This is a genomic window from Pelagibius sp. (genome assembly GCF_028281305.1).
GTDB lineage: Bacteria > Pseudomonadota > Alphaproteobacteria > Kiloniellales > Kiloniellaceae > Pelagibius.
Window position 1 is genome coordinate 25,044 of record NZ_JANQKD010000015.1, and the last position, 18,128, is coordinate 43,171.

Below are 18,128 nucleotides of genomic sequence, written 5' to 3' on the forward strand. Positions count from 1 at the left end.
CATCAGACCCCAGCGGGGCGGCGGTGCCGAATGGCGCCGCCGCCTCGCGGCTTTTCCAGAGCAGGCAGTTCTTAAGGCTAGACGATGACCACAGTGGCGCGAAAGCAAGGCCAGAACCCCCTCTCAGAGGCGCTCCAGCGGGTGCGCAGCACGTTCTTTTCGGTGGGCTTCTTCAGCTTTTTCATCAATCTGCTGATGCTTACCGGCCCGCTTTACATGCTGCAGGTTTATGACCGCGTGCTGAGTTCCGGCAGCCGCCACACCCTGATCATGCTGACGGTTGTGGCCATCGGAATGATCCTGACCAGCGCCCTGCTGGAGTTCGTTCGGGCCCGTATTCTGGTGCGCATCGGATCGCGGCTGGACACTTCGCTCAGCGACACACTGTTCGGCGGTCTGCTGCGCCGGCGCCTGCGGCAAAACGAGGGCGGCGAAGCCCAGCCCCTGCGCGACCTTGAAAGCCTGCGCGGCTTCCTCACCGGAAATGGACTGATCTCGTTCTTCGATGCACCCTGGACCCCCCTCTTCCTGGCGATCATCTTCCTGCTGCATCCCCTGCTGGGGCTGGTCGCCCTGGGCGGCGCGGTGATCCTCTTCACGCTGGCTGTGATCAGCGAGCTGACCACCCGGGGTCCGCTGCGCGATGCCTCTGCGGACAGCGCTGCCGCCCATAACTTCACGGAGAACACGCTGCGCAATGCCGAGGTGATCGAGGCCATGGGCATGATGCCGGCCCTGCGGCAGCGCTGGCGGCAGCGCCACCAGGCCGCGCTGGCCGCCCAGGCGCAGGCCAGCGACCGCGGCGGACTGCTCACCGCCGCGGCAAAGTTCGTCCGCCCGGCTCTCCAGATCGCCATTCTCGGAACCGGTGCCTATCTGGCGCTGCAGCAGATCATCACACCCGGCGTGATGATCGCCGCCTCCATCATCATGGGCCGCGCCCTGGCGCCGGTCGAGGGTGCCATCGGCCATTGGCGCAGCTTCATTCTGGCGCGCAGCGCCCACGGGCGCCTGAAAGCCTTCCTCGCCAAGGAGAAACAACCTGAAGAATGTCTGCCCCTGCCGCGGCCCAAAGGCGCGCTGGCGGTGGAACGCCTCGTCGCCGCGCCACCGGGCCTCGATAAGCCGGTGATCAAGGGCATTTCCTTTGCGCTCAGCCCCGGCGAGAGCCTCGGCGTGATCGGGCCGAGCGCCGCCGGCAAATCGACCCTCGCCCGGCTGCTCATCGGCGTCTGGGCCCCCGCGGCGGGGAACGTACGGCTGGACGGCGCCGACATCAGCGACTGGGATCACGTGCTGCTGGGGCCCGCCCTCGGCTACCTGCCCCAGGACGTCGAGCTTTTCGACGGCACGGTCGCGGAAAACATCGCCCGTTTCGGGGCAGGCGACCCGGAGAAGATCGTGCGCGCCGCCCAGCGCGCCAACGTCCACGAGATGATTCTGCGCCTGCCGCAGGGCTACGACACGGTCATCGGACAGGGCGGCGCGGCGCTTTCCGGCGGCCAGCGCCAGCGTATCGGCCTGGCCCGGGCGCTCTACGGCGAGCCCGCCTTTATCGTGCTTGACGAACCGAACTCCAACCTGGACGGCGACGGCGAAGAGGCACTGCGCAAAGCCGTCGCCGAACTCAAGGCAGCCGGCACGACCCTGGTGGTGATCGCGCACCGGCCCTCGGTCCTGGCCGGCATGGACAAGCTCCTGGTCCTGCGCGACGGCCTGATCGAACAGTTCGGACCACGCGCGGAGGTCATGCCCAAGGTCACCAAGGCTGTACCCAAAACGGCACCGAGAGATGCGGCTGCGGACACCAGAAGCAAGGCTGCATCGTCATGACACAGATTCCCAAAGCTCCCAAAGCAGCGCCGACCCGCGTGCTGCCTATCGTCATCGCCGGGATTGCCGTCGTCACCCTGACCTTCGCCGGCTTCTTCGGCTGGGCCGCGACCGCCGAGCTCTCTTCCGCCGTCATCGCCTCCGGCAAGGTGACGGTAGACAGTAACCGCAAGGCCATCCAGCATATGGAAGGCGGGATCGTGAAGCGGATCCTGGTGCGCAACGGCGACGCCGTCGCACGGGATGCGCTGCTGGTGCAGCTCGACGAGACCCGCGCCCATGCCTCCCTCGCCATCCTCAAAGCCAAGCTGGACGAAGCGCAGGCGAACGAGGCGCGCCTGATTGCGGAGCGTGACGAGGCCGACACCATCGTCTTCACCGCGGGCCTCCTGGCGCGCCAGGACGAGCCTCAACTGCGCGACAGCCTGCGCGGTCAGCAAAGCCTCTTCACGGCGCGGCGCGAGACCTTGAAGGGGGAAATCAAGATCTATGAGGAGCGGATCGGTCAGGTCGGGGAACAGATCCGCGGCTTGCGCGCCCAGCAGGAGGCCAAGGAGCGCCAGATTGCACTGATCGGCGAAGAACTGGAGGGTCTGCGCAAACTGCTTGAGAAGGGCTTTGCGGAGAAGAACAAGGTCCTGGCCCTGGAGCGGGAGGCGGCCCGCCTGGGCGGTGAGCGGGGCGAGCACATCGCGGAGATCGCTGCGGCCAAGACCTCGATCAGCCAAGCCGAACTGGAGATCCTCCAGCTCCGCAAGGACAGCCTCGAGAAGGTCGAGTTGGAACTGCGGGACCTGCGCACGGAGATCTTCGATCTGAGAGAGCGGGTCGCTGCCTCCCAGTTCGTTCTGGACAATCTGGAGGTACGTGCCCCCGAAGACGGCGTGGTCGTCGGCCTGCAGGTTTATGCGCCCGGTCAGGTGGTGCAGCCGGGCGCGACGATCCTGGAGCTGGTGCCGGTTGACGACGAATTGATCGTCGAGGCGCGGGTACTGCCGTTCGACGTCGACAGCCTGGCGCTGGGCCTCGAAGCCGATGTCATGTTCACCGCCTTTTCGCAGCGGACCACGCCGAAGCTGATCGGCAGCGTCGCCTATTTCTCCGCCGACCGCTTCGAGGACGAGCGAAGCGGCGAAGCCTATTACCTGGCGCGCATCTCGATCCCCGAGGAGGAGGTCGCGCGCCTCGGCGAAGACCGAATGCTGCGCCCAGGCATGCCCGCCGACGTGATGATCAAGACCGGCGAACGGACCGCTCTGGACTACCTGGTCCAACCCCTGAAAGACAGTATCACCAAGGCTTGGCGGGAAAACTGAGGATCCGGCGGCTCAGCACCGCGACCGGCCGCCATCCGCCTTGGCCCGCAGACCTCAACCGCCCGCCGCGGTGCCGGTGTTGTTGAGGCTCCAGTCATAGGCGGTGCCATTGATGGTTCCGATGTCTTCGAGCTGGGCTGCAAGCGACGGCTCCGCATAGCGCTTCAGGTGCTGCAGAAGCAGCGATACCGACTCGCCGAAGTCCTCGAAGAACCAGTCATAGATCTTGGAGACCGTGACCTCTCCATTGGCCACTGTGACGCCGCGCGGGTCGTTGATGTAGCTCCTTGCGGCAGCCTCAAGCTGCTCTTCCAGGTCGGCGCCCGTGAAAGCATCGACCGCCAGATTGGGGCAGCCGATGGAGGCACAGTTGACCGCATAGTGTATTCGCGGATCATTCCAGATCGGCCGCAGGATGCGGTGCTCGATGTCGTTCAGCGTCAGCGCTTCGCCTTCCACCGTCACCAGATCCTTGTCCCAGGGCCCACTGGCAAAGAGGCCGGGTGAGATGTCGATGTCGCGGATCGACTCGACCGGATGGTGGTCCGCAATCAGTTTGACCGTGACCACGTTGTAGAGATTGACCCAGTAGGCAAACTGCTCGCGCCGCCCGTAGGTGCTGATCGGCACCGCGGCAAAGTCAGCGACGATCTGCGCGAGGGTGTCCCGCTCGTCCGCGGCGAGGTTTCCGTAGTCCAGCCGGTGCACACCATCATCACCTACCTGCACATGGGCCTTCAGAAAGGCATCCCAGGCCGTGAAATCGATCACCGCGGCACTTGCTGGGTCGTGCTGCTCCCAGCGTGGCCAAAGCTCTGAAGAAGGGGCAAACAACCGCTCCGCCGAGGTGAAAGCGGCAAGCGGCAGAACCATGACGGCGGCCAGGACAACGCGGCCGAGCCTTCTTCCGATCGGCAGAGCCCAGGGCTTTTTCATCAACAACTCCCACGCAGGTTCAAAAGGGCCTGTCCGATAGAAATCGACCGCGAGAGGGAAAAGTGAATTCAAAGACGCGCGAGCAGGGTGTGAACGGCGCCGGATGGCTGCGGAGACAGAGGCGCCGAGAGAAGATTTGGGGCTACTGGACGGGGCTCGGATTACACCTTTTCCACGAACTAAGTACTTGATTTCCCCTAATGACCCGCGGGGATTATGCCTTTGGTTTATGCAATCCGGCCATTCGGCTTGAAGCGATCAGATCATAGCGCTTATGCACCCTGGCCCCCCCGATGCGAGCCCCGCTAGACTCGTTTTCGGAGATTGAGGGGGCTGTGCACAACAGTATGCCCTTGAGGATCCGGAAGGCGCCCGCGAGAAGGTTGCCCGGGCACAGGCTGAGACCATGAGCTAGGTCCCGGTGAAAGCGTCAAGGGGGTCAAGGAAATGCCGCCGTTGCTTTCGGAGAGGTCAAGATGACCGACCGAGAACTCACCCGCGATGAAGTGTTGAGCCGGGATCACGAGGCACTTGCCGAACTGGTCGTGAAACTCGGTCGCAGTGACGCCGGGCTTGCTCAGCTGATTCGCGCCCTGATACCGGCTGCGATACCGGCTTCCGGCGAGACCCCTCAGCCACGATGCGCAAAGGCGCGACCCCTCCCCGCTGCCGCCACCGTGGCAGAACCGGTCGAACCGCACATGGTGGGCGAGAGCCCGGCCATGCAGACCGTCTTCAACACAATCCGCAAGTTTGCTCTGCCCCGCGCGCCGGTCCTGATTCAGGGCGAAAGCGGCACCGGAAAGGAGCTCGCCGCTCTGGCGATCCATGAGCGATCGACCTATGCCGATGGGCCCTTCGTTGCCATCAACTGCGGCGGACTCCCGGCCTCTCTGGTCGCCTCGGAACTCTTCGGTCACGAGAAGGGCGCCTTTACCGGTGCGCACCAGCGCAAGATCGGCAAACTGGAAGCGGCAAACGGCGGCACGCTGTTCCTGGACGAGATCGGCGATATGCCGCTGGAGTTGCAGCCCCACCTGTTGCGGTTCCTGCAGGAGCAAACGATCGAGAGAGTCGGCAGCAACACACCGATCCTCCTGAACTGCCGCGTGATAGCGGCGACGAACCGAAACCTGGATCGCATGATCCGCAAGGAGCAGTTCCGCGAAGACCTTTTCCATCGGCTGAACTGCCTCACGCTCAACCTGCCGCCGCTGCGCGAGCGCGGTGAGGACATCACGCTCGTGGGTGCGTTCTTCGCCAAACGCTTTGCGGCGGAGATGCAGGTCGAGAACCGCTTCCTTTCCGAAGACGCTCTCTCGGCAATGCAGCGCTATCACTGGCCGGGGAACGTCCGCGAGCTGATCAGCAAGGTGCGCCGCGCCGTGGTGATGACGGACAGCGACCGGCTGACGGCCGAGGACCTCGGTCTCGCGACCGGTCCAGGGGCTGCGGCGGAGGCCCCAAGCCGCGCGGCGGCGGGCATCGATTCGTTGCCGCAGATCGATCTTGGCGGAATTGCCGCGGCAACCCGGGTCTCGCGCGCTCCGGAGCCCTGCGCCGAGCCTATGGCTGCATCGGAATCCGCAACAACGCTGGAGCAGGCAAAGGCCAGGATCGAAGAGAAGCTGGTGCGGGATGCGCTGGGCAAGCACGCCCACAACATCACCGTCGCCGCCCGTGACCTCGGGGTTTCAAGGGTCACGCTCTATCGCTTGATCGAAAAGTACAGCATCCGCGGACAGGGTGCCCCCTCTGCACACTAACTGGCCGCCCGTGTGGCACCCGCTTGCGCAAACGCACCGCGGCCGCATTTCGAAACCGAAGACCCTCACCTGAGCCTTGATTTGTGCCGATTTCGCGGTGATAGTGGCGCATGAGTGAGGGGGGAGCCGAGTCAGCTTATGGGATTCGTGCCATCATCATCTGAGACATCGGCGCTCAAACGCGTCGTTTTGGGGAGCGGCGTCGGGCTTTGTGTAGCTCTGATGGGCAGTGCTTCCTACGCGCAGGAAACCGGACAGTCCACGGCAACGCAGCCTGCTGCGCCGGTGACCGTTGAGCAGCTCTTCGACCTTATCCAGGTTCAGCGCGCACAGATCGAGGCGCAGCAGCGCCGGATCGATCAGCTCGAGAATGCGATCCGCGGCATCGCCGGCGTGGGACAGCCGGGATACCAGCCCGGATCCCCCAACTACAGCTATGCCGACTATCAGGGACAGCCCGGCCAGGTCGCCCAGCAGGGCCAGAACCAGGGACAGTCCCAAGGACAGCAGGGGCAGCCGCCGAGCCAGGGCGCACCACAGACTCAGGGCACGCCGGACCGGCCGGTGGGCGAGGAAGATCCCGACGCGCAGCGGCGGCGGATCGACGTCTCCGGGGTCCAGGACGTCGGCGGCGTGCTGACCCGAAAGGGCAACCTTGTGTTCGAGCCCTCGATCGAGTTCGAGAGCACGGACAGCACCCGCTTCTTTTTCGATGGCGTCGAAATCATCGAAACCGTCCTGGTCGGCGATATCGAGGTTTCGGACGCCGAGCGGCAGACGATCACGGCTGCCGGCACTCTGCGCTACGGCATCACCAACCGGGCCGAGGTCGAGCTGAAGGTTCCCTTCGTCTACCGCAGTGACGAGATCACGCAAGAAGTCATCGGCGCCGGCGGCGCGGTAAGCAGCAGCCCCGATGCGGCCAATCTCGGCGACATCGAGTTCAGCGGCCGCTACCAGATCAACGACGGACTGGATGACTGGCCGATTTTCGTCGCCAACGCCCGGGTGAAGTCAGACAGTGGCCAGGGTCCCTTTGATGTCGACCGCGACGACGACGGTCTCGAAACAGAACTGTCGACCGGCTCCGGGTTCTGGGCTGTGCAACCCGGGCTGACGGTGATCTATCCGTCCGATCCTGTCGTCTTCTTCGGAAGCGTCAGCTATACGCACAGCTTCGGAAAAGACGTGGACGAGACCATCGGCGGATCGGAGATCGGCGACGTTCAGCCGGGCGATGTCATCGGCTTCGGCTTCGGCATGGGCTTTGCGCTGAATGATCGCGCCTCTTTCAGCGTCGGCTATGCTCACGACTTTGTCTTCGAGACCGAACAGGAAATCGACGGAGTGACGGTGGAGTCGGAAGACTTCGACGTCGGCCGCCTCAGCCTGGGCTTTTCCTACGCCCTCACCGACCAGATCAACCTCAACCTGAACACCCAGGTCGGCGTCACGGACGACGCCCCCGATGTGGTGCTGACCCTGCGGACGCCGGTCACCTTCGATCTGGGCAACGCCTTCGACTGAGCAAGAGGCCCTGCGGCACAATCGCGAAGACAGTTCTGACCGAACAAAAGAAAGGGGCCCCGAGGGGCCCCTTTTTCATTGAACAACAGAAACGAACTAAAGAATGAGCGCGTCCTGCGCTGTCCGGACTCCGTTCACCTCGACAGACCGCGGATCAGGGCCTGTTGCATCTCCATGGGCATGCGCCGGCCGTTGCCGAGCGCCCGCCCGCCCTTGTGGACATTGCGCAGGCCGATGATGTCGATTGCGAGCGTTGAAATGTTCTCGATATCGATTCCGTTCTGTGAGTTGAGAATCGTGGCGCTGATGCCATCCGGCCCGGCAGCATGGATGATTTCCGTGATGCCGCCATCAGCACCGGAGATTGAGATGTTGTTCAAGCTGGGAACAACGCCGTTACCGCTTACGATGTCGTTCAGAGTCAGGACCGAAGTGAGTTGAGGCGTTCCGTTCACCATTGTGGTGAACTCAAAGCCGAAGTTTACCTGAAGACCGCCAACGGTCAGGAAGCCGCCGCGCTGCTCCTCGAGGATCTCTTCTTCGACAACCTCCTGCGGGTCGATGGCCTTTCCTGTTGCCATGGCCATCAATACGTTGCCGCTTCCCGCCTCAAACGGCTGACCGGCTTGGTTGATCGCATCCGTACCGGAGCAGGCTGCGGTGGCCATGGCCAGACCGACGACCGCCGCAACGCTCCGCAGAACAGCGGCGGCATCAATACTGAACCGTCTGATCGCTGATACAGCAATGAGTGTCGTCATCGGATGTCTCCCTTATCGGGTTCCCGTGCCCGGCAGGTAGATGGTGATGTTGGCCAGATTGCTGGAACTCACCGCCGGGCCCAGAGGCGCCTGAGGGTGAGCACTCCATTCATCCTCCAGATTGAAATTCGCTTTCGCGAGTTCCACCTGAGTACGGACGACAAAGACAATGTCGTTGGCCAACAGCTTCTCGAAATCGCTGCGCTTGTATCGTTGAATGCCGCGCGACGGATCGCCGACCAGAACGTGATGCGGCGTCACGCCCTTGACGACCACGAAGTGCTTATAGCCACGAATGTCGAGCAGAACGATGGCCGGCACGCCGACCTCCGCCAACTTGTCCATGGAAACGCGGAAGCCGTCGGCCGTGAAACCGCGGGCGTCGAGAAAGCGCTTCATGTCCAGGAGGGAAAAGCCCTGCGCCATGATCTTCTGCCGGTCACCGACAGCGAACATGGCTTCGAAGACTTCGACCTCCTCGGTCGGACGGTCGTAGTGATAGGTCAATAGGGTCGCAACCGCCGCCGATCCGCAAGAGAAATCGCGTTCCTGCCGGACAACGGACTCCCACTTACGTTCCTTTACGCTCTTGACCTTGAGATTGAAGGCCATCCCGCCCGCCGAAACGAAGCGGGTTTCACCGGCTTCGGCAGGGGCATGGACCAGGCAGAGCGCTCCCATGAAGGGAAGCGCGCAAGCAAGAGCCAAGACGCCCCGCCGGAAGCGGACTTGCAGCGGATGCGAAACGACGGTCATGGCAGACTCACGCTGCTATCGATGACGGTCACCGCAACGACGTTCTGATTCTGCAGAGCGACATTGTTGCCGGTGTTCATAACGTTAAGCGACATGACCTGGTCGGCAAAGGTGTGGCTGCCCAGGTGGATCTCGCCGCCGGAGCCGACCGCCGCCATACCGTCAAAGGTGACGTGCTGATACTGCGCGCCGATCGCCGTGGCCAAGGAGTCTTCGTCGATCTCGAAAGCCTTGCCCCGTTCTTCGGACAGGGCCTCCGTCGATACGGCTCCCCATTCAGCAAAGGCGTCTTCGGCCACGGCCGGTGCTGCACTCAGGATGAGGCCAACGCCGGCAACGGCCGCTGAAAGGCTGAGAACTCGGTTTCTGTACTTCATAGCAACGCCTCCCGAGCATTGCGGATTACATCAACTTCGCGATGGGTGTCCGGTGAGCGCCTTGGAGACGCCCACCGGAACCCGCGGCCCTCGTTTTGAGGGCCATTACCCAGTTTTAGAAACCGGTACCGCCGCTGACAGCGATGGCAACCGTGTTCGAACCCTGCTGAACCGAGTTGATGCCAGAATTGATGTTGTTCTGGTTGATCACCTGGTCCTGGAAGGTGTGGTTCCCGAAGTTGTTGTTCAGGGCGTTGTTGGGCCCGCCGGCGATACCGGCATTGCCCATGCCACCGGCCACAGCGGTGTTGGTCACCGTCTGCGACAGAGAGGCAAGGCTGACAGCACCGTTCAGGTCGACGCCACCCGGGCCACCAAGATCCAAGGACAAGGCCGTGGTGTTGGCACCCTGCTGGGCGGAGTTGATACCAGAGTTGATGTTGTTCTGGTTCATCACCTGCTCACGGAAGGTGTCGGATCCGAACTCGTTGGAGAGCGGATCGATACCATCACCCAGGCCCTGCGGATTGCCGCCAATGCCACTGCTGTTGTCGCCCGTGGTCGACGCCAGATTTGACAGCGGGGTTTCCTCGCTCCCCTGGGTCAGGTCGGTGGTGGCAGCGCTCAGGTTGACATCAACAAAACTCACGTTGTCAGCCACCGCCAGAGCAGAGGTGTTGCCACCCTGCTGCGCGGAGTTGATGCCGGCATTGACGTTGTTCTGATTGATGCCCTGCTCTCTGAAGGTGTCGCTTCCAAAGACGTTGTTGAGGTTGTTCTGCTTCGGATTACCACCGATACCGAGGCCGGTATCGTCAAGCACGCCGTCGGAATCGTCGGTCGCCGAGTTGGAACCGTTCTGCACACCTGTGGTGCTGGCCCAGGCGGCATTGCCGTCAGCGAAAGAACCGGAGTTGTCGATGGCCATCGCGGTGGTGTTCATGCCTTGCTGCATCGAGTTGATGCCGGCATTGATGTTGTTCTGGTTGATGACCTGTTCCCGGTAGGTATCGCTGCCGAAGCTGTTGAACAGCGAGTTATTCGGCTCGTCCGGATCAGTGTTGTCCGGGTCGAAGCCGCCGACACCGTCGTTGTCCTCATCATCCGCCGCAGCGGTGTTGGTGACCGTCTGCGTCTGATTGGAGTCGGACACCGCGATGTTCAGATCGAGGATGTTGAAGGCGCCATCCGTATCCGTGGCGATCGAGGTGGTGTTGGCACCCTGCTGGGCAGAGTTGATCCCAGAATTGATGTTGTTCTGGTTGATCGCCTGCTTGCGGAAGGTGTCGTCGCCGAAGTTGTTGTGCAGCGAGTTCACCGGATCTCCACCGATGCCGCCGTCTTCGTCACCATCTTCGTTGGCTTCGGAGTCGCCGCTGTTGTCAGCGTTATTGACGACCGTCTGTTCGCCTTGCGAGCGGGAAGCCGCGATGTTGGCTTCAAAGGCTTCGACATCGCCGCCCATGTTGCCAAGACCGGCGCCGCCGACGTCGAAGGCCAGAGCGTCCTCAATGGCACCGATGGCATCCGAAATCGCGTCGTCGGTTTCAGAGTCCGGATCACCTGGGCCGAGATCGATGTCGGGGTCGCCGATGCTGGCAGCGATCGACGCGGTATTGGCACCCTGCTGGGCAGAGTTGATCCCAGAATTGATGTTGTTCTGGTTGATCACCTGGTTCTCGAAGGTCTGCGTGCCGAAGGTATTGCGCAGCGAGTCAACCGCTTCGCCGGCGATGGCGTCGTTGTCCTCGTTGCCGTTGTCGCCCGGGTCACCGTCGGTCACAAGCGCCTCGTTGGACACCTCCTGAGTCAGATAGTTCCCGGAAAAGGCCGCGTTGACACTGACTTCATCCTCGGAGCCGTCGAAGTCCACGGCCAGCGCGGCGGCATTGGCGCCTTGCTGAGCCGAGTTGATGCCCGAGTTGATGTTGTTCTGATTGATCGCCTGATTGTCAAAGGTGTCGCTGCCGAAGTCGTTGTTCAGCGAACGCAGGGCTTCGCCCGCAATGCCATCCTCTTCCAATTCCGGATCGGCGTTGTCGGGAACCGGCCCGTCGGTGGAGTCGACCGAAGCCGTGTTGGTGACGTCCTGGTCGGCGATGTTGCCAGAGATTGCGACGTTGGCATCGAATTCCGGATCAAGACCAAGGTCGAGAACGCCGTCCTGATCCACGGCAATGGCCGCAGCGTTGCCGCCCTGCTGACCAGAGTTGATTCCGGAGTTGATGTTGTTCTGATTGAGAACCTGATCTTCGAAGGTGTCGCTGCCAAAGTCGTTGTTCAGCGAGTCCTGCGCGCCACCAGCGATACCCTGGTTGGCCTCGTCGTTTTCCTCGGTCACCGTGGCCGAGTTGACGACCGTTTGGTTCAAGGTGCCCAGGCTGACGGCCACATTGACATCATCGGCCAATGCGGAGGCGCCATAGCCCGCCACCAGTGCGAAGACGGAGGCCCCCGCAATGAGAGACTTCTTCATGGTTTTCTCCTCTTGATGCTTCATCCGGTTCCTTTGCCCCCGTCCCTGGGGGTTTGGTACCCCGGAAGCCGACCCCGACGGACCTTTGCTCCCTGGGTTGCCCCCGGGATCGACCTCTACGGGACCTTCCGGTCAGGAGTCCGTCCATCGCACGCACCCCTGCCACCCTTACAGCAACCGCCATGCCACATCAGGGTCACAGCCCGAAGTCCATGAATCCCAGGGTGTTAGGGTGCTTTTTTGGAGGTTGGGTCGAAGCGAGGCGCCACCACTCTGCGGTGACGGCTGTACAGGCCGTACATCTGCTTTACGCTTTGTATGCCCGACGAAACAGATGGCACCGGCAAACGACACCACGCGCGCGCTGCCCAGCCTCGGGTCAGCCGCTCTACCCCTTAATTGCCGGGAACCGGACCGCGGTCGAGGCGACCCACGCTATCCTTGCCGCGAGTGTTACAGGGACGTTACAGCCGTTCAGGATTGTAACGCCATCGCATGGTGAGCAGCCACGCGTCGAGGACCACCGGCTGACATCACCGCGTGCTTGTCGAGATGGAACTATGTCCTTGGCCCGGCTGAGGCGCAGGCGGCGCGCCGGGTTTCGGCGGCCTTGCCTCGTCCCACAGAATGACCCCCCAGTCACCGCCGGTGCCGGGCGCTTCAAACCCCTGATCCGAAAGGCCCTTTGCCTGCTGGCGGTCCAACTCTTTTTCACTGACTGCTGCCGTCTCACCGTCCAGAAACGCAACGGCCACGCCCGGCAAATCCGCCGATCCCGCCCTCACCGCAAAGAAAAGCAAAGCTGCGCTGACGGCCAGGAGCGATCCAACAACCCTTATGTTCATCACATCCCCCGCCCAGGTCCGAGCGACCGGTCTCGAGCACCGCACCGTTACCTCGGCCACTCGCCCCAAAGTTAAGCAAGCGACATGCCATCGCAGGAAGAGCGTGGAGTTTTTCCAGCCGCGGCGTAACCGCTGCGCCGCAGCTTTCGATGCGCTGTCGGACGTTATCGAGCAGCGCTGAGCCCCGCGGTCCCAGGTGTGCTGCCGACCTCAGCGCGGCGGCGGCATCCTGGGCTCAGCGGGCTCAGCGCGCTCAGGCCTGGTTTGGGAAGGGATAGACGTTTTCTTCGACCGTGCCGCCGCCGGACGCACGCGGTTTGTCCGCCTTCGCCGGGACGGCCGACGCATTCAGGACCTCTGCGGCCACCAGCGCGGCCTGCACCCGGTTGGCAACGCCCAGCTTGCGGAACACGGTGCGGAGCTGTGCTTTAACCGTACCCTCCGCAATCCCCAGTTCCCGGGCGATGATCTTGTTGGACTTACCATCAGCCAGGCGTTCGAAGATCATGAGCTGACGGTTGCTCAAAGCCGGCAGAGCCGGCAAGGGCCGCCGCTGCCCGCAGGGTGCCGGGGTGTCCGAAATGAGCGCCTGGACCGGGGCGTAGGTTCCACCGGCCAGGATCAGTTCCAGGGCATGCTGCAAAACCGCCAGGCTGTCGCTCTTCAGGATATAGCCTTTGGCACCTTGCTTGATGGCCCTGCAGGCATCGGCAGGATCGTCTGAGGCGGAAACCATGGCGAAGGGAACCGCCGGGTTCAGACAGACCAGCTGCGCTATGCAGTCGGCGTCCTCCATACCCGGCATCCGCAGATCGCAGATCACCAGATCCAGATCGCGTTCCGCTTCAATGATCTTGGCCAAGCTCGCACGATCGCTGGCTTCCAGGACCTCTGCCCCCGGACCGAAAGCGTCCTTCAGTGCCGAACCGAGACCGGCCCGGAAAAGCTCATGATCGTCTGCCAGGGCAATTCTCATCGGTCTTCCCTCTCCCACGACCGTGATGAACTCAACCTAGCGGAGCTAAATTGCAGGCGCGTGAAACCCCACTGAACCCAATGCAGCACCAAGCGAACAGGAAGGAGTAAACCTTTCGGTTTTCAGTCTCCGCCCAGTCTCCGCGCCCCTGCTTGGGACGCCCCTGGCGCGCACCTTCAGACCTCTTGTCCTGTGCAGTGTCAAACTGCCTTATGGGGCCCCAAATGCGGCTACACTCGAGAGTGCTGAGAGAAACCCCCAGAGAACAAACAAAAGGATTTACTTTGGCAAAATTACCACTCTGAATAGTACGACTTGCAATCAACCCCGGACGTTGATGATAGCGGCATAGATGAGTGGCGTATAGGCCCTTTCGCTGCATTGATCACAGCACGCGTAATTGTGATCAAGAGGTTCAACCCTGGAACGTCGCCATGATCGCCGAAAAAGCAAGCCCGCGCCGTGCCTTGGCGTCAACACAATGCTTTGAGCTTCCCCAACAGCTCCCGGAGCACTGCCGGATCCAACGCCGCCGGATCTCCGCCCTGTTTCAACCTATGCTCGAAACTACGCGCCAGATCGGTGGCTTCCGGCACGCCGAAAGGCCGGCCGGTTCCCTTGATGTCATGGAGATGCGCGGCCAGGGCATCGGCGATCTCCGCCCCACCGGCGGACCGGGCCTCAAGCTGATCGAGCAACCTCTCCATCATCGCAACGCGACGCGCCAGGTCGGCTTGAAAGGCGGCGCGCATCTCTGCCGGCGTCATGGGGTTTTCCGCCGCAGCCTAACCGCCCCTTCGTCCCGCCGCTGCGTTCCGCCAGCGTGCGCTTCCGGGAGGCCGCACGGCATCGGAAGGGCCTTCAGTCTCTGTGCATCTTGATCGTTTCGCCGTGCCCCGCACCCTTCCAGAAATCATACACGGCCATGGCGCTGACGACGGCGACCACGATGATCAGGTCAGGCTCGCGTACCCACCAGATCAGGATACCCAGAAAGGCGATGAGAAGCGCCATGGAGAGCGCCGCCAGAACCTTGTCGATCAGGGGCATTGCGCATCCTTCCTTTGTGCCGCCCTGCGCGGCCGCATAAAGACATTAGACATCATTCCCGGGGCTCCACAAGTTGCTCTGTCAGCCAGCGGGCGGTCCGCAGCAGGCGCGCATCATCGCCGCGCGGCCCGACAAGCTGAACGCCGATCGGCAGCCCCGCCGAGCCCTGCAACAAGGGCAGCGAAACCGCCGGCGTCCCGCAGAACGTCCAGAGCGTGCAGAAGGTCGGATCGCCCGTGGCAGAAAGGCCCTCCGGCGCTTCGCCGATGGCTGCTGGCGTGATGACCGCGTCATAGCGCTCGAAGATCTCCTCCAGCCCGGCATTCAGAACGGCGCGCCATTCCTCCGCGAGAGCGTGGTCGACTGCCAGAACCCGGCGTCCCTCTTCGATCGCAGCGCGCATCACCGCACTCAGGTGCGACGCCCCGCGCTCGTAGTAGGATGAAAGGTTCTTGGCGAAGCCGGCCATCATCAACACACGGTGCAGCTCGTGCGCCCGCTCAAAGGCCGACGGCAGGGGCACTTCGTCACAGGCATCACCCAGGAACCCCTGCAGCTCTTCCAAGCCCTCGCGCGTATCGGCGGCGGCGGCGTCCCAGGTCGGCCCCTTCACCAGGGCGAAAGCGGGTTTGACGGGGGGCGCGGCTCCTGCGGTCCTCTGCAGCTGCGGATGCGCCAAGGGGAAGGTCTCGCCGTCGGCGGGGTCGTGACCGGCCATGGCATCGGCCAGAAGTCCGGCATCTTCCACCGAGTTCGCGAAGATCCCCACCGCATCGAGCAGCGGCGCCTGGGTCAGCATCCCGGTCCGCGGAATCAGGCCGTGGCTCGGCTTGAAGCCGACCACACCGCAGAACGAAGCCGGACGAATGGTGGAGCCATTGGTCTGGGAGCCGACCGCGACAGGCACGTGCCCGGCAGCCACCGCCGCAGCCGAACCGCTGGACGATCCGCCCGGCGTGCGGCTGGTATCGTGCGGGTTTCGGGTCTTCCCGGGTCCATAGAAGGCCAGCTCTGTCGACACCGTCTTGCCCAGAACGACCGCCCCGGCCGCCCGCAGACGGGCCACCATCGTCGCGTCCTCACGCGGCCGCCGGCCCGCGTCCAGAGCCGTTCCGTTCTCCGTCGGCATGTCGGCGGTGTCGATGATGTCCTTCAAGCCGACGGGCACCCCATGCAGCGGGCCGACGGGCCGGCCGGAGCCGCGAAAAGCGTCACGCTCGCGGGCCTGCTTCAGGGCATAGTCGGGGTCCAGAAAGGTCCAGGCCTGAACCGCCTCCTCGCTTGCCTCGATCCGCTCGAGGCAGGCGCGCACCAATTCTTCGGAGCGCAGGCTGCCCTCCGCGATGGCCGCTGCGGCCTCGGCTGCTCCCGGCAGGCGTTCCGTCACCATCTGATCCACCACCCGGCCTTTCGCGTCAGTTCCCGTAGAAGTACTCGGGCAGGAACAAGGCGACGCCCGGGAAGTTGTACATGATGATCATGGCGATGAGGATCATCACCAGGAAGGGCATTACCCCCTTGAAGATCTGCATCAACTGAACATGCGGTGGCGACACGCCCTTCAGGTAATAGGCCGCCATCGCCATCGGCGGCGTGAGGAACGAGGTCTGCAGATTGAGCGCAACCAGGATGCCGAAGAACAGCGGATCGATGCCGAAGAAAGGCAGCAGCGGCAGGAAGATCGGCACGAAGATGATGATGATCTCGGACCACTCCAACGGCCAGCCCAGCAGGAAGATGATGAGCTGCGCCATCAGCAAAAAGGCCAGAGGCGAGAGGTTGAGCCCCAGCACGAAGTCGCTGATGAGCTGCTCGCCGCCGAGATAGGAGAAGACCGACGAGAAGGTCCAGGAGCCAACGAAGAGCCAGCAGACCATGGCCGAAGTGCGCACCGTGAGATAGACGGACTCGCGCAGCCGTTGCCAGGTCAAGGAGCGGTAGGCGGCGGCCAGCACAAGCCCGCCCAAGGCACCGATGGAAGCGGCCTCCGAAGGGGTCGCGAGGCCGAAGAGGATCGCACCGAGCACCGAGAGAATGAGAAAGGCCAGCGGAAAGAACGAGGTGAGCAGCATCAAGGCCACCTGGCCGACGGAGACGTCCTCCACCTCGTCCTCGCGCGGCTTGGGTGCCAGCGAAGGATTCACGACGGCACGCCCGATCACGTACATCATGTAGAGGCCGGCCAGCATGAAGCCAGGAATGATTGCGCCGGCGTAGAGCTTGACGATCGAGACGTTGGAAGTCGCAGCGTAGACGATCAGCATGATGCTCGGCGGGATCAGAATCCCCAGGCAGCCGCCGGCGCAGATGACGCCGGACGCGAAGCTGGTGTCGTAGCGCGCCTTCAGCATGGCCGGAAAGGCCAACATGCCCATCAGTGTCACCACCGCGCCGATGATCCCGGTCGCGGTGGCGAACATGGCGCAGGTCGCAAGGGCCGCCACGGCCATCGATCCGGGAATGCGCCGCGAGGCGATGTAAAGGGTATGGAACAATCGGTCGACGATGTTCGCACGTTCGACGATGTATCCCATAAAGAGAAACAAAGGCACTGCCGTCAGTACGTCATTGGCCATGACCGAATAGGTCTGGTTGACGAAGAGATCGAAGACCCGGTTATCGAAGATGGTGCGCATGCGCTCCGGGTCGTAATAGGCGTAGTAGCCGAAACCGACGGCCATAGCCATCAGGGTAAAGGCGATCGGGAAACCCAGCAGGATGACGAGGATGAAGATGCCCAGCATCATCACCGCGATTTGAGGATCAGTCATCGCGGCGCTCCCCCGTTTTTCCGTCCCGGTCCAAGGGTTTGACGATATCGATCGCTTCGGAGGAGTGCTTCAGGACCTCCTTTTCGTGTTCGCGCAAGAGGACATCCTCCAACTCTTCGACATCTTCCTCTGTATGCTTGGGCCAAGCGCCGGTTCGCATGCAAATGATGCAGCGGAAGACCTGGGCGATGCCCTGTATCAGGAGCAGAATTCCGGCAATGATGATAACGGTCTTGAACTGAAAAATCGGCACGTTGGCCGGGCTCATCACGCTGACCTCGGTAAAGCGCCAGGAGCGCGCGGCGTATTTCCAGCCGGCCAGAATGAGCGCTATGATTCCGGGAAAGAAGAAAATGAAATACAGCACCAGTTCGATGGTCGCCTGGGTCTTCGGCTTCAGTAGACGATAAACGAAATCGCCCCGCACGTGACCGTCGCGCGACAAGGTGTAGGCGCCGGCCATCATGAACAGAGTGCCGTACATCATGTAGCTGACGTCAAAGGCCCAGGAGGTCGGATCGCGCAACAGATAGCGCACAAAAACCTCGTAGCCGACACCGAAGGTCATCACCAGGATCAACCAGGCGAAGGCCTTGCCGAACCAAGCGGAAACCTTATCGGCGAAACGTATGTAGCTTTCCATGCCGCGCCCCAGATGTGATGTCAGCGACCATGCCGGCGCCCTGTGGTAAGGGCGGCACGCAGGCGTGCCGCCCTCTCCACATCTTGGCCCCGATT

15 protein-coding genes are annotated in these 18,128 nt (G+C 62.7%); 4 read left to right on the forward strand and 11 right to left on the reverse strand.

The genetic code is table 11. The annotated features are described in order from the left end of the window. Positions 1-93 precede the first annotated feature (93 nt). Both Q0982_RS03410 and Q0982_RS03415 read left to right on the forward strand, forming a co-directional pair. Positions 94-1,833: a type I secretion system permease/ATPase gene (locus Q0982_RS03410; RefSeq protein ID WP_299391709.1), complete on the forward strand. Its 1,740-nt coding sequence runs from the start codon at positions 94-96 to the stop codon at positions 1,831-1,833. Beyond that, entirely contained in the window at positions 1,830-3,149 is a 1,320-nt protein-coding gene (locus tag Q0982_RS03415; RefSeq protein ID WP_299391711.1) for an HlyD family type I secretion periplasmic adaptor subunit, read from the forward strand. The genes Q0982_RS03410 and Q0982_RS03415 overlap by 4 nt, the downstream gene beginning before the upstream one ends. A 54-nt stretch (positions 3,150-3,203) precedes the next feature. Here Q0982_RS03415 and Q0982_RS03420 read toward each other — a convergent pair whose 3' ends face one another. Beyond that, positions 3,204-4,085: a DUF547 domain-containing protein gene (locus Q0982_RS03420; protein ID WP_299391712.1), complete on the reverse strand. Its 882-nt coding sequence runs from the start codon at positions 4,083-4,085 to the stop codon at positions 3,204-3,206. 476 nt (positions 4,086-4,561) lie between these two features. Between Q0982_RS03420 and Q0982_RS03425 the strand changes: the two genes are divergently transcribed. Then, positions 4,562-5,851: a sigma-54-dependent Fis family transcriptional regulator gene (locus Q0982_RS03425; protein ID WP_299391714.1), complete on the forward strand. Its 1,290-nt coding sequence runs from the start codon at positions 4,562-4,564 to the stop codon at positions 5,849-5,851. A 222-nt stretch (positions 5,852-6,073) separates the two neighbouring features. Further along, positions 6,074-7,378, forward strand: coding sequence for a transporter (locus Q0982_RS03430; protein ID WP_299391716.1), 1,305 nt, complete (start codon positions 6,074-6,076; stop codon positions 7,376-7,378). Positions 7,379-7,512: 134 nt separating this feature from the next. Here Q0982_RS03430 and Q0982_RS03435 read toward each other — a convergent pair whose 3' ends face one another. The 10 genes from Q0982_RS03435 to Q0982_RS03480 all read right to left on the reverse strand — a co-directional run bounded on the left by Q0982_RS03435 (position 7,513) and on the right by Q0982_RS03480 (position 18,033). Continuing rightward, positions 7,513-8,139 carry a hypothetical protein gene (locus Q0982_RS03435; protein ID WP_299391717.1) on the reverse strand — a complete coding sequence of 209 codons (627 nt, stop codon included), beginning with the start codon at positions 8,137-8,139 and terminating at the stop codon, positions 7,513-7,515. Between the two features lie 12 nt (positions 8,140-8,151). After that, a complete protein-coding gene (locus tag Q0982_RS03440) occupies positions 8,152-8,895 on the reverse strand; it encodes a C39 family peptidase (RefSeq protein ID WP_299391719.1) in 744 nt (247 codons plus the stop codon). After that, positions 8,892-9,272, reverse strand: coding sequence for a hypothetical protein (locus Q0982_RS03445; protein WP_299391720.1), 381 nt, complete (start codon positions 9,270-9,272; stop codon positions 8,892-8,894). The genes Q0982_RS03440 and Q0982_RS03445 overlap by 4 nt, the downstream gene beginning before the upstream one ends. Before the next feature lie 115 nt (positions 9,273-9,387). Next, positions 9,388-11,748 carry a hypothetical protein gene (locus tag Q0982_RS03450; protein ID WP_299391722.1) on the reverse strand — a complete coding sequence of 787 codons (2,361 nt, stop codon included), beginning with the start codon at positions 11,746-11,748 and terminating at the stop codon, positions 9,388-9,390. Between the two features lie 1,098 nt (positions 11,749-12,846). Further along, positions 12,847-13,569 (reverse strand): response regulator transcription factor, encoded by a 723-nt coding sequence (locus Q0982_RS03455; RefSeq protein ID WP_299391723.1) that lies wholly within the window; start codon positions 13,567-13,569, stop codon positions 12,847-12,849. 473 nt (positions 13,570-14,042) lie between these two features. Beyond that, positions 14,043-14,336 carry an Hpt domain-containing protein gene (locus Q0982_RS03460; protein ID WP_299391725.1) on the reverse strand — a complete coding sequence of 98 codons (294 nt, stop codon included), beginning with the start codon at positions 14,334-14,336 and terminating at the stop codon, positions 14,043-14,045. A gap of 94 nt (positions 14,337-14,430) precedes the next feature. Beyond that, positions 14,431-14,619 carry a hypothetical protein gene (locus Q0982_RS03465; protein WP_299391727.1) on the reverse strand — a complete coding sequence of 63 codons (189 nt, stop codon included), beginning with the start codon at positions 14,617-14,619 and terminating at the stop codon, positions 14,431-14,433. Between the two features lie 52 nt (positions 14,620-14,671). After that, positions 14,672-16,021, reverse strand: a complete 1,350-nt coding sequence (locus Q0982_RS03470) for an amidase (protein ID WP_299391728.1) — start codon at positions 16,019-16,021, stop codon at positions 14,672-14,674. Positions 16,022-16,034: 13 nt separating this feature from the next. Beyond that, positions 16,035-17,390, reverse strand: coding sequence for a TRAP transporter large permease subunit (locus tag Q0982_RS03475; RefSeq protein WP_299391730.1), 1,356 nt, complete (start codon positions 17,388-17,390; stop codon positions 16,035-16,037). Beyond that, positions 17,383-18,033 (reverse strand): TRAP transporter small permease subunit, encoded by a 651-nt coding sequence (locus Q0982_RS03480; RefSeq protein WP_299391732.1) that lies wholly within the window; start codon positions 18,031-18,033, stop codon positions 17,383-17,385. Before Q0982_RS03480 ends, Q0982_RS03475 begins: the two co-directional genes overlap by 8 nt. Positions 18,034-18,128 lie beyond the last annotated feature (95 nt).

Excerpts from the sequence above, each read along its gene's own strand:
- Q0982_RS03430 (WP_299391716.1), top strand. The coding sequence starts at position 6,074 with ATGGGCAGTGCTTCCTACGCGCAGGAAACCGGACAGTCCACGGCAACG.
- Q0982_RS03415 (WP_299391711.1), top strand. The coding sequence starts at position 1,830 with ATGACACAGATTCCCAAAGCTCCCAAAGCAGCGCCGACCCGCGTGCTG.
- Q0982_RS03475 (WP_299391730.1), bottom strand. The coding sequence starts at position 17,390 with ATGACTGATCCTCAAATCGCGGTGATGATGCTGGGCATCTTCATCCTC.
- Q0982_RS03440 (WP_299391719.1), bottom strand. The coding sequence starts at position 8,895 with ATGACCGTCGTTTCGCATCCGCTGCAAGTCCGCTTCCGGCGGGGCGTC.
- Q0982_RS03460 (WP_299391725.1), bottom strand. The coding sequence starts at position 14,336 with ATGACGCCGGCAGAGATGCGCGCCGCCTTTCAAGCCGACCTGGCGCGT.
- Q0982_RS03465 (WP_299391727.1), bottom strand. The coding sequence starts at position 14,619 with ATGCCCCTGATCGACAAGGTTCTGGCGGCGCTCTCCATGGCGCTTCTC.
- Q0982_RS03425 (WP_299391714.1), top strand. The coding sequence starts at position 4,562 with ATGACCGACCGAGAACTCACCCGCGATGAAGTGTTGAGCCGGGATCAC.
- Q0982_RS03455 (WP_299391723.1), bottom strand. The coding sequence starts at position 13,569 with ATGAGAATTGCCCTGGCAGACGATCATGAGCTTTTCCGGGCCGGTCTC.
- Q0982_RS03445 (WP_299391720.1), bottom strand. The coding sequence starts at position 9,272 with ATGAAGTACAGAAACCGAGTTCTCAGCCTTTCAGCGGCCGTTGCCGGC.
- Q0982_RS03450 (WP_299391722.1), bottom strand. The coding sequence starts at position 11,748 with ATGAAGAAGTCTCTCATTGCGGGGGCCTCCGTCTTCGCACTGGTGGCG.
- Q0982_RS03480 (WP_299391732.1), bottom strand. The coding sequence starts at position 18,033 with ATGGAAAGCTACATACGTTTCGCCGATAAGGTTTCCGCTTGGTTCGGC.
- Q0982_RS03420 (WP_299391712.1), bottom strand. The coding sequence starts at position 4,085 with ATGAAAAAGCCCTGGGCTCTGCCGATCGGAAGAAGGCTCGGCCGCGTT.
- Q0982_RS03435 (WP_299391717.1), bottom strand. The coding sequence starts at position 8,139 with ATGACGACACTCATTGCTGTATCAGCGATCAGACGGTTCAGTATTGAT.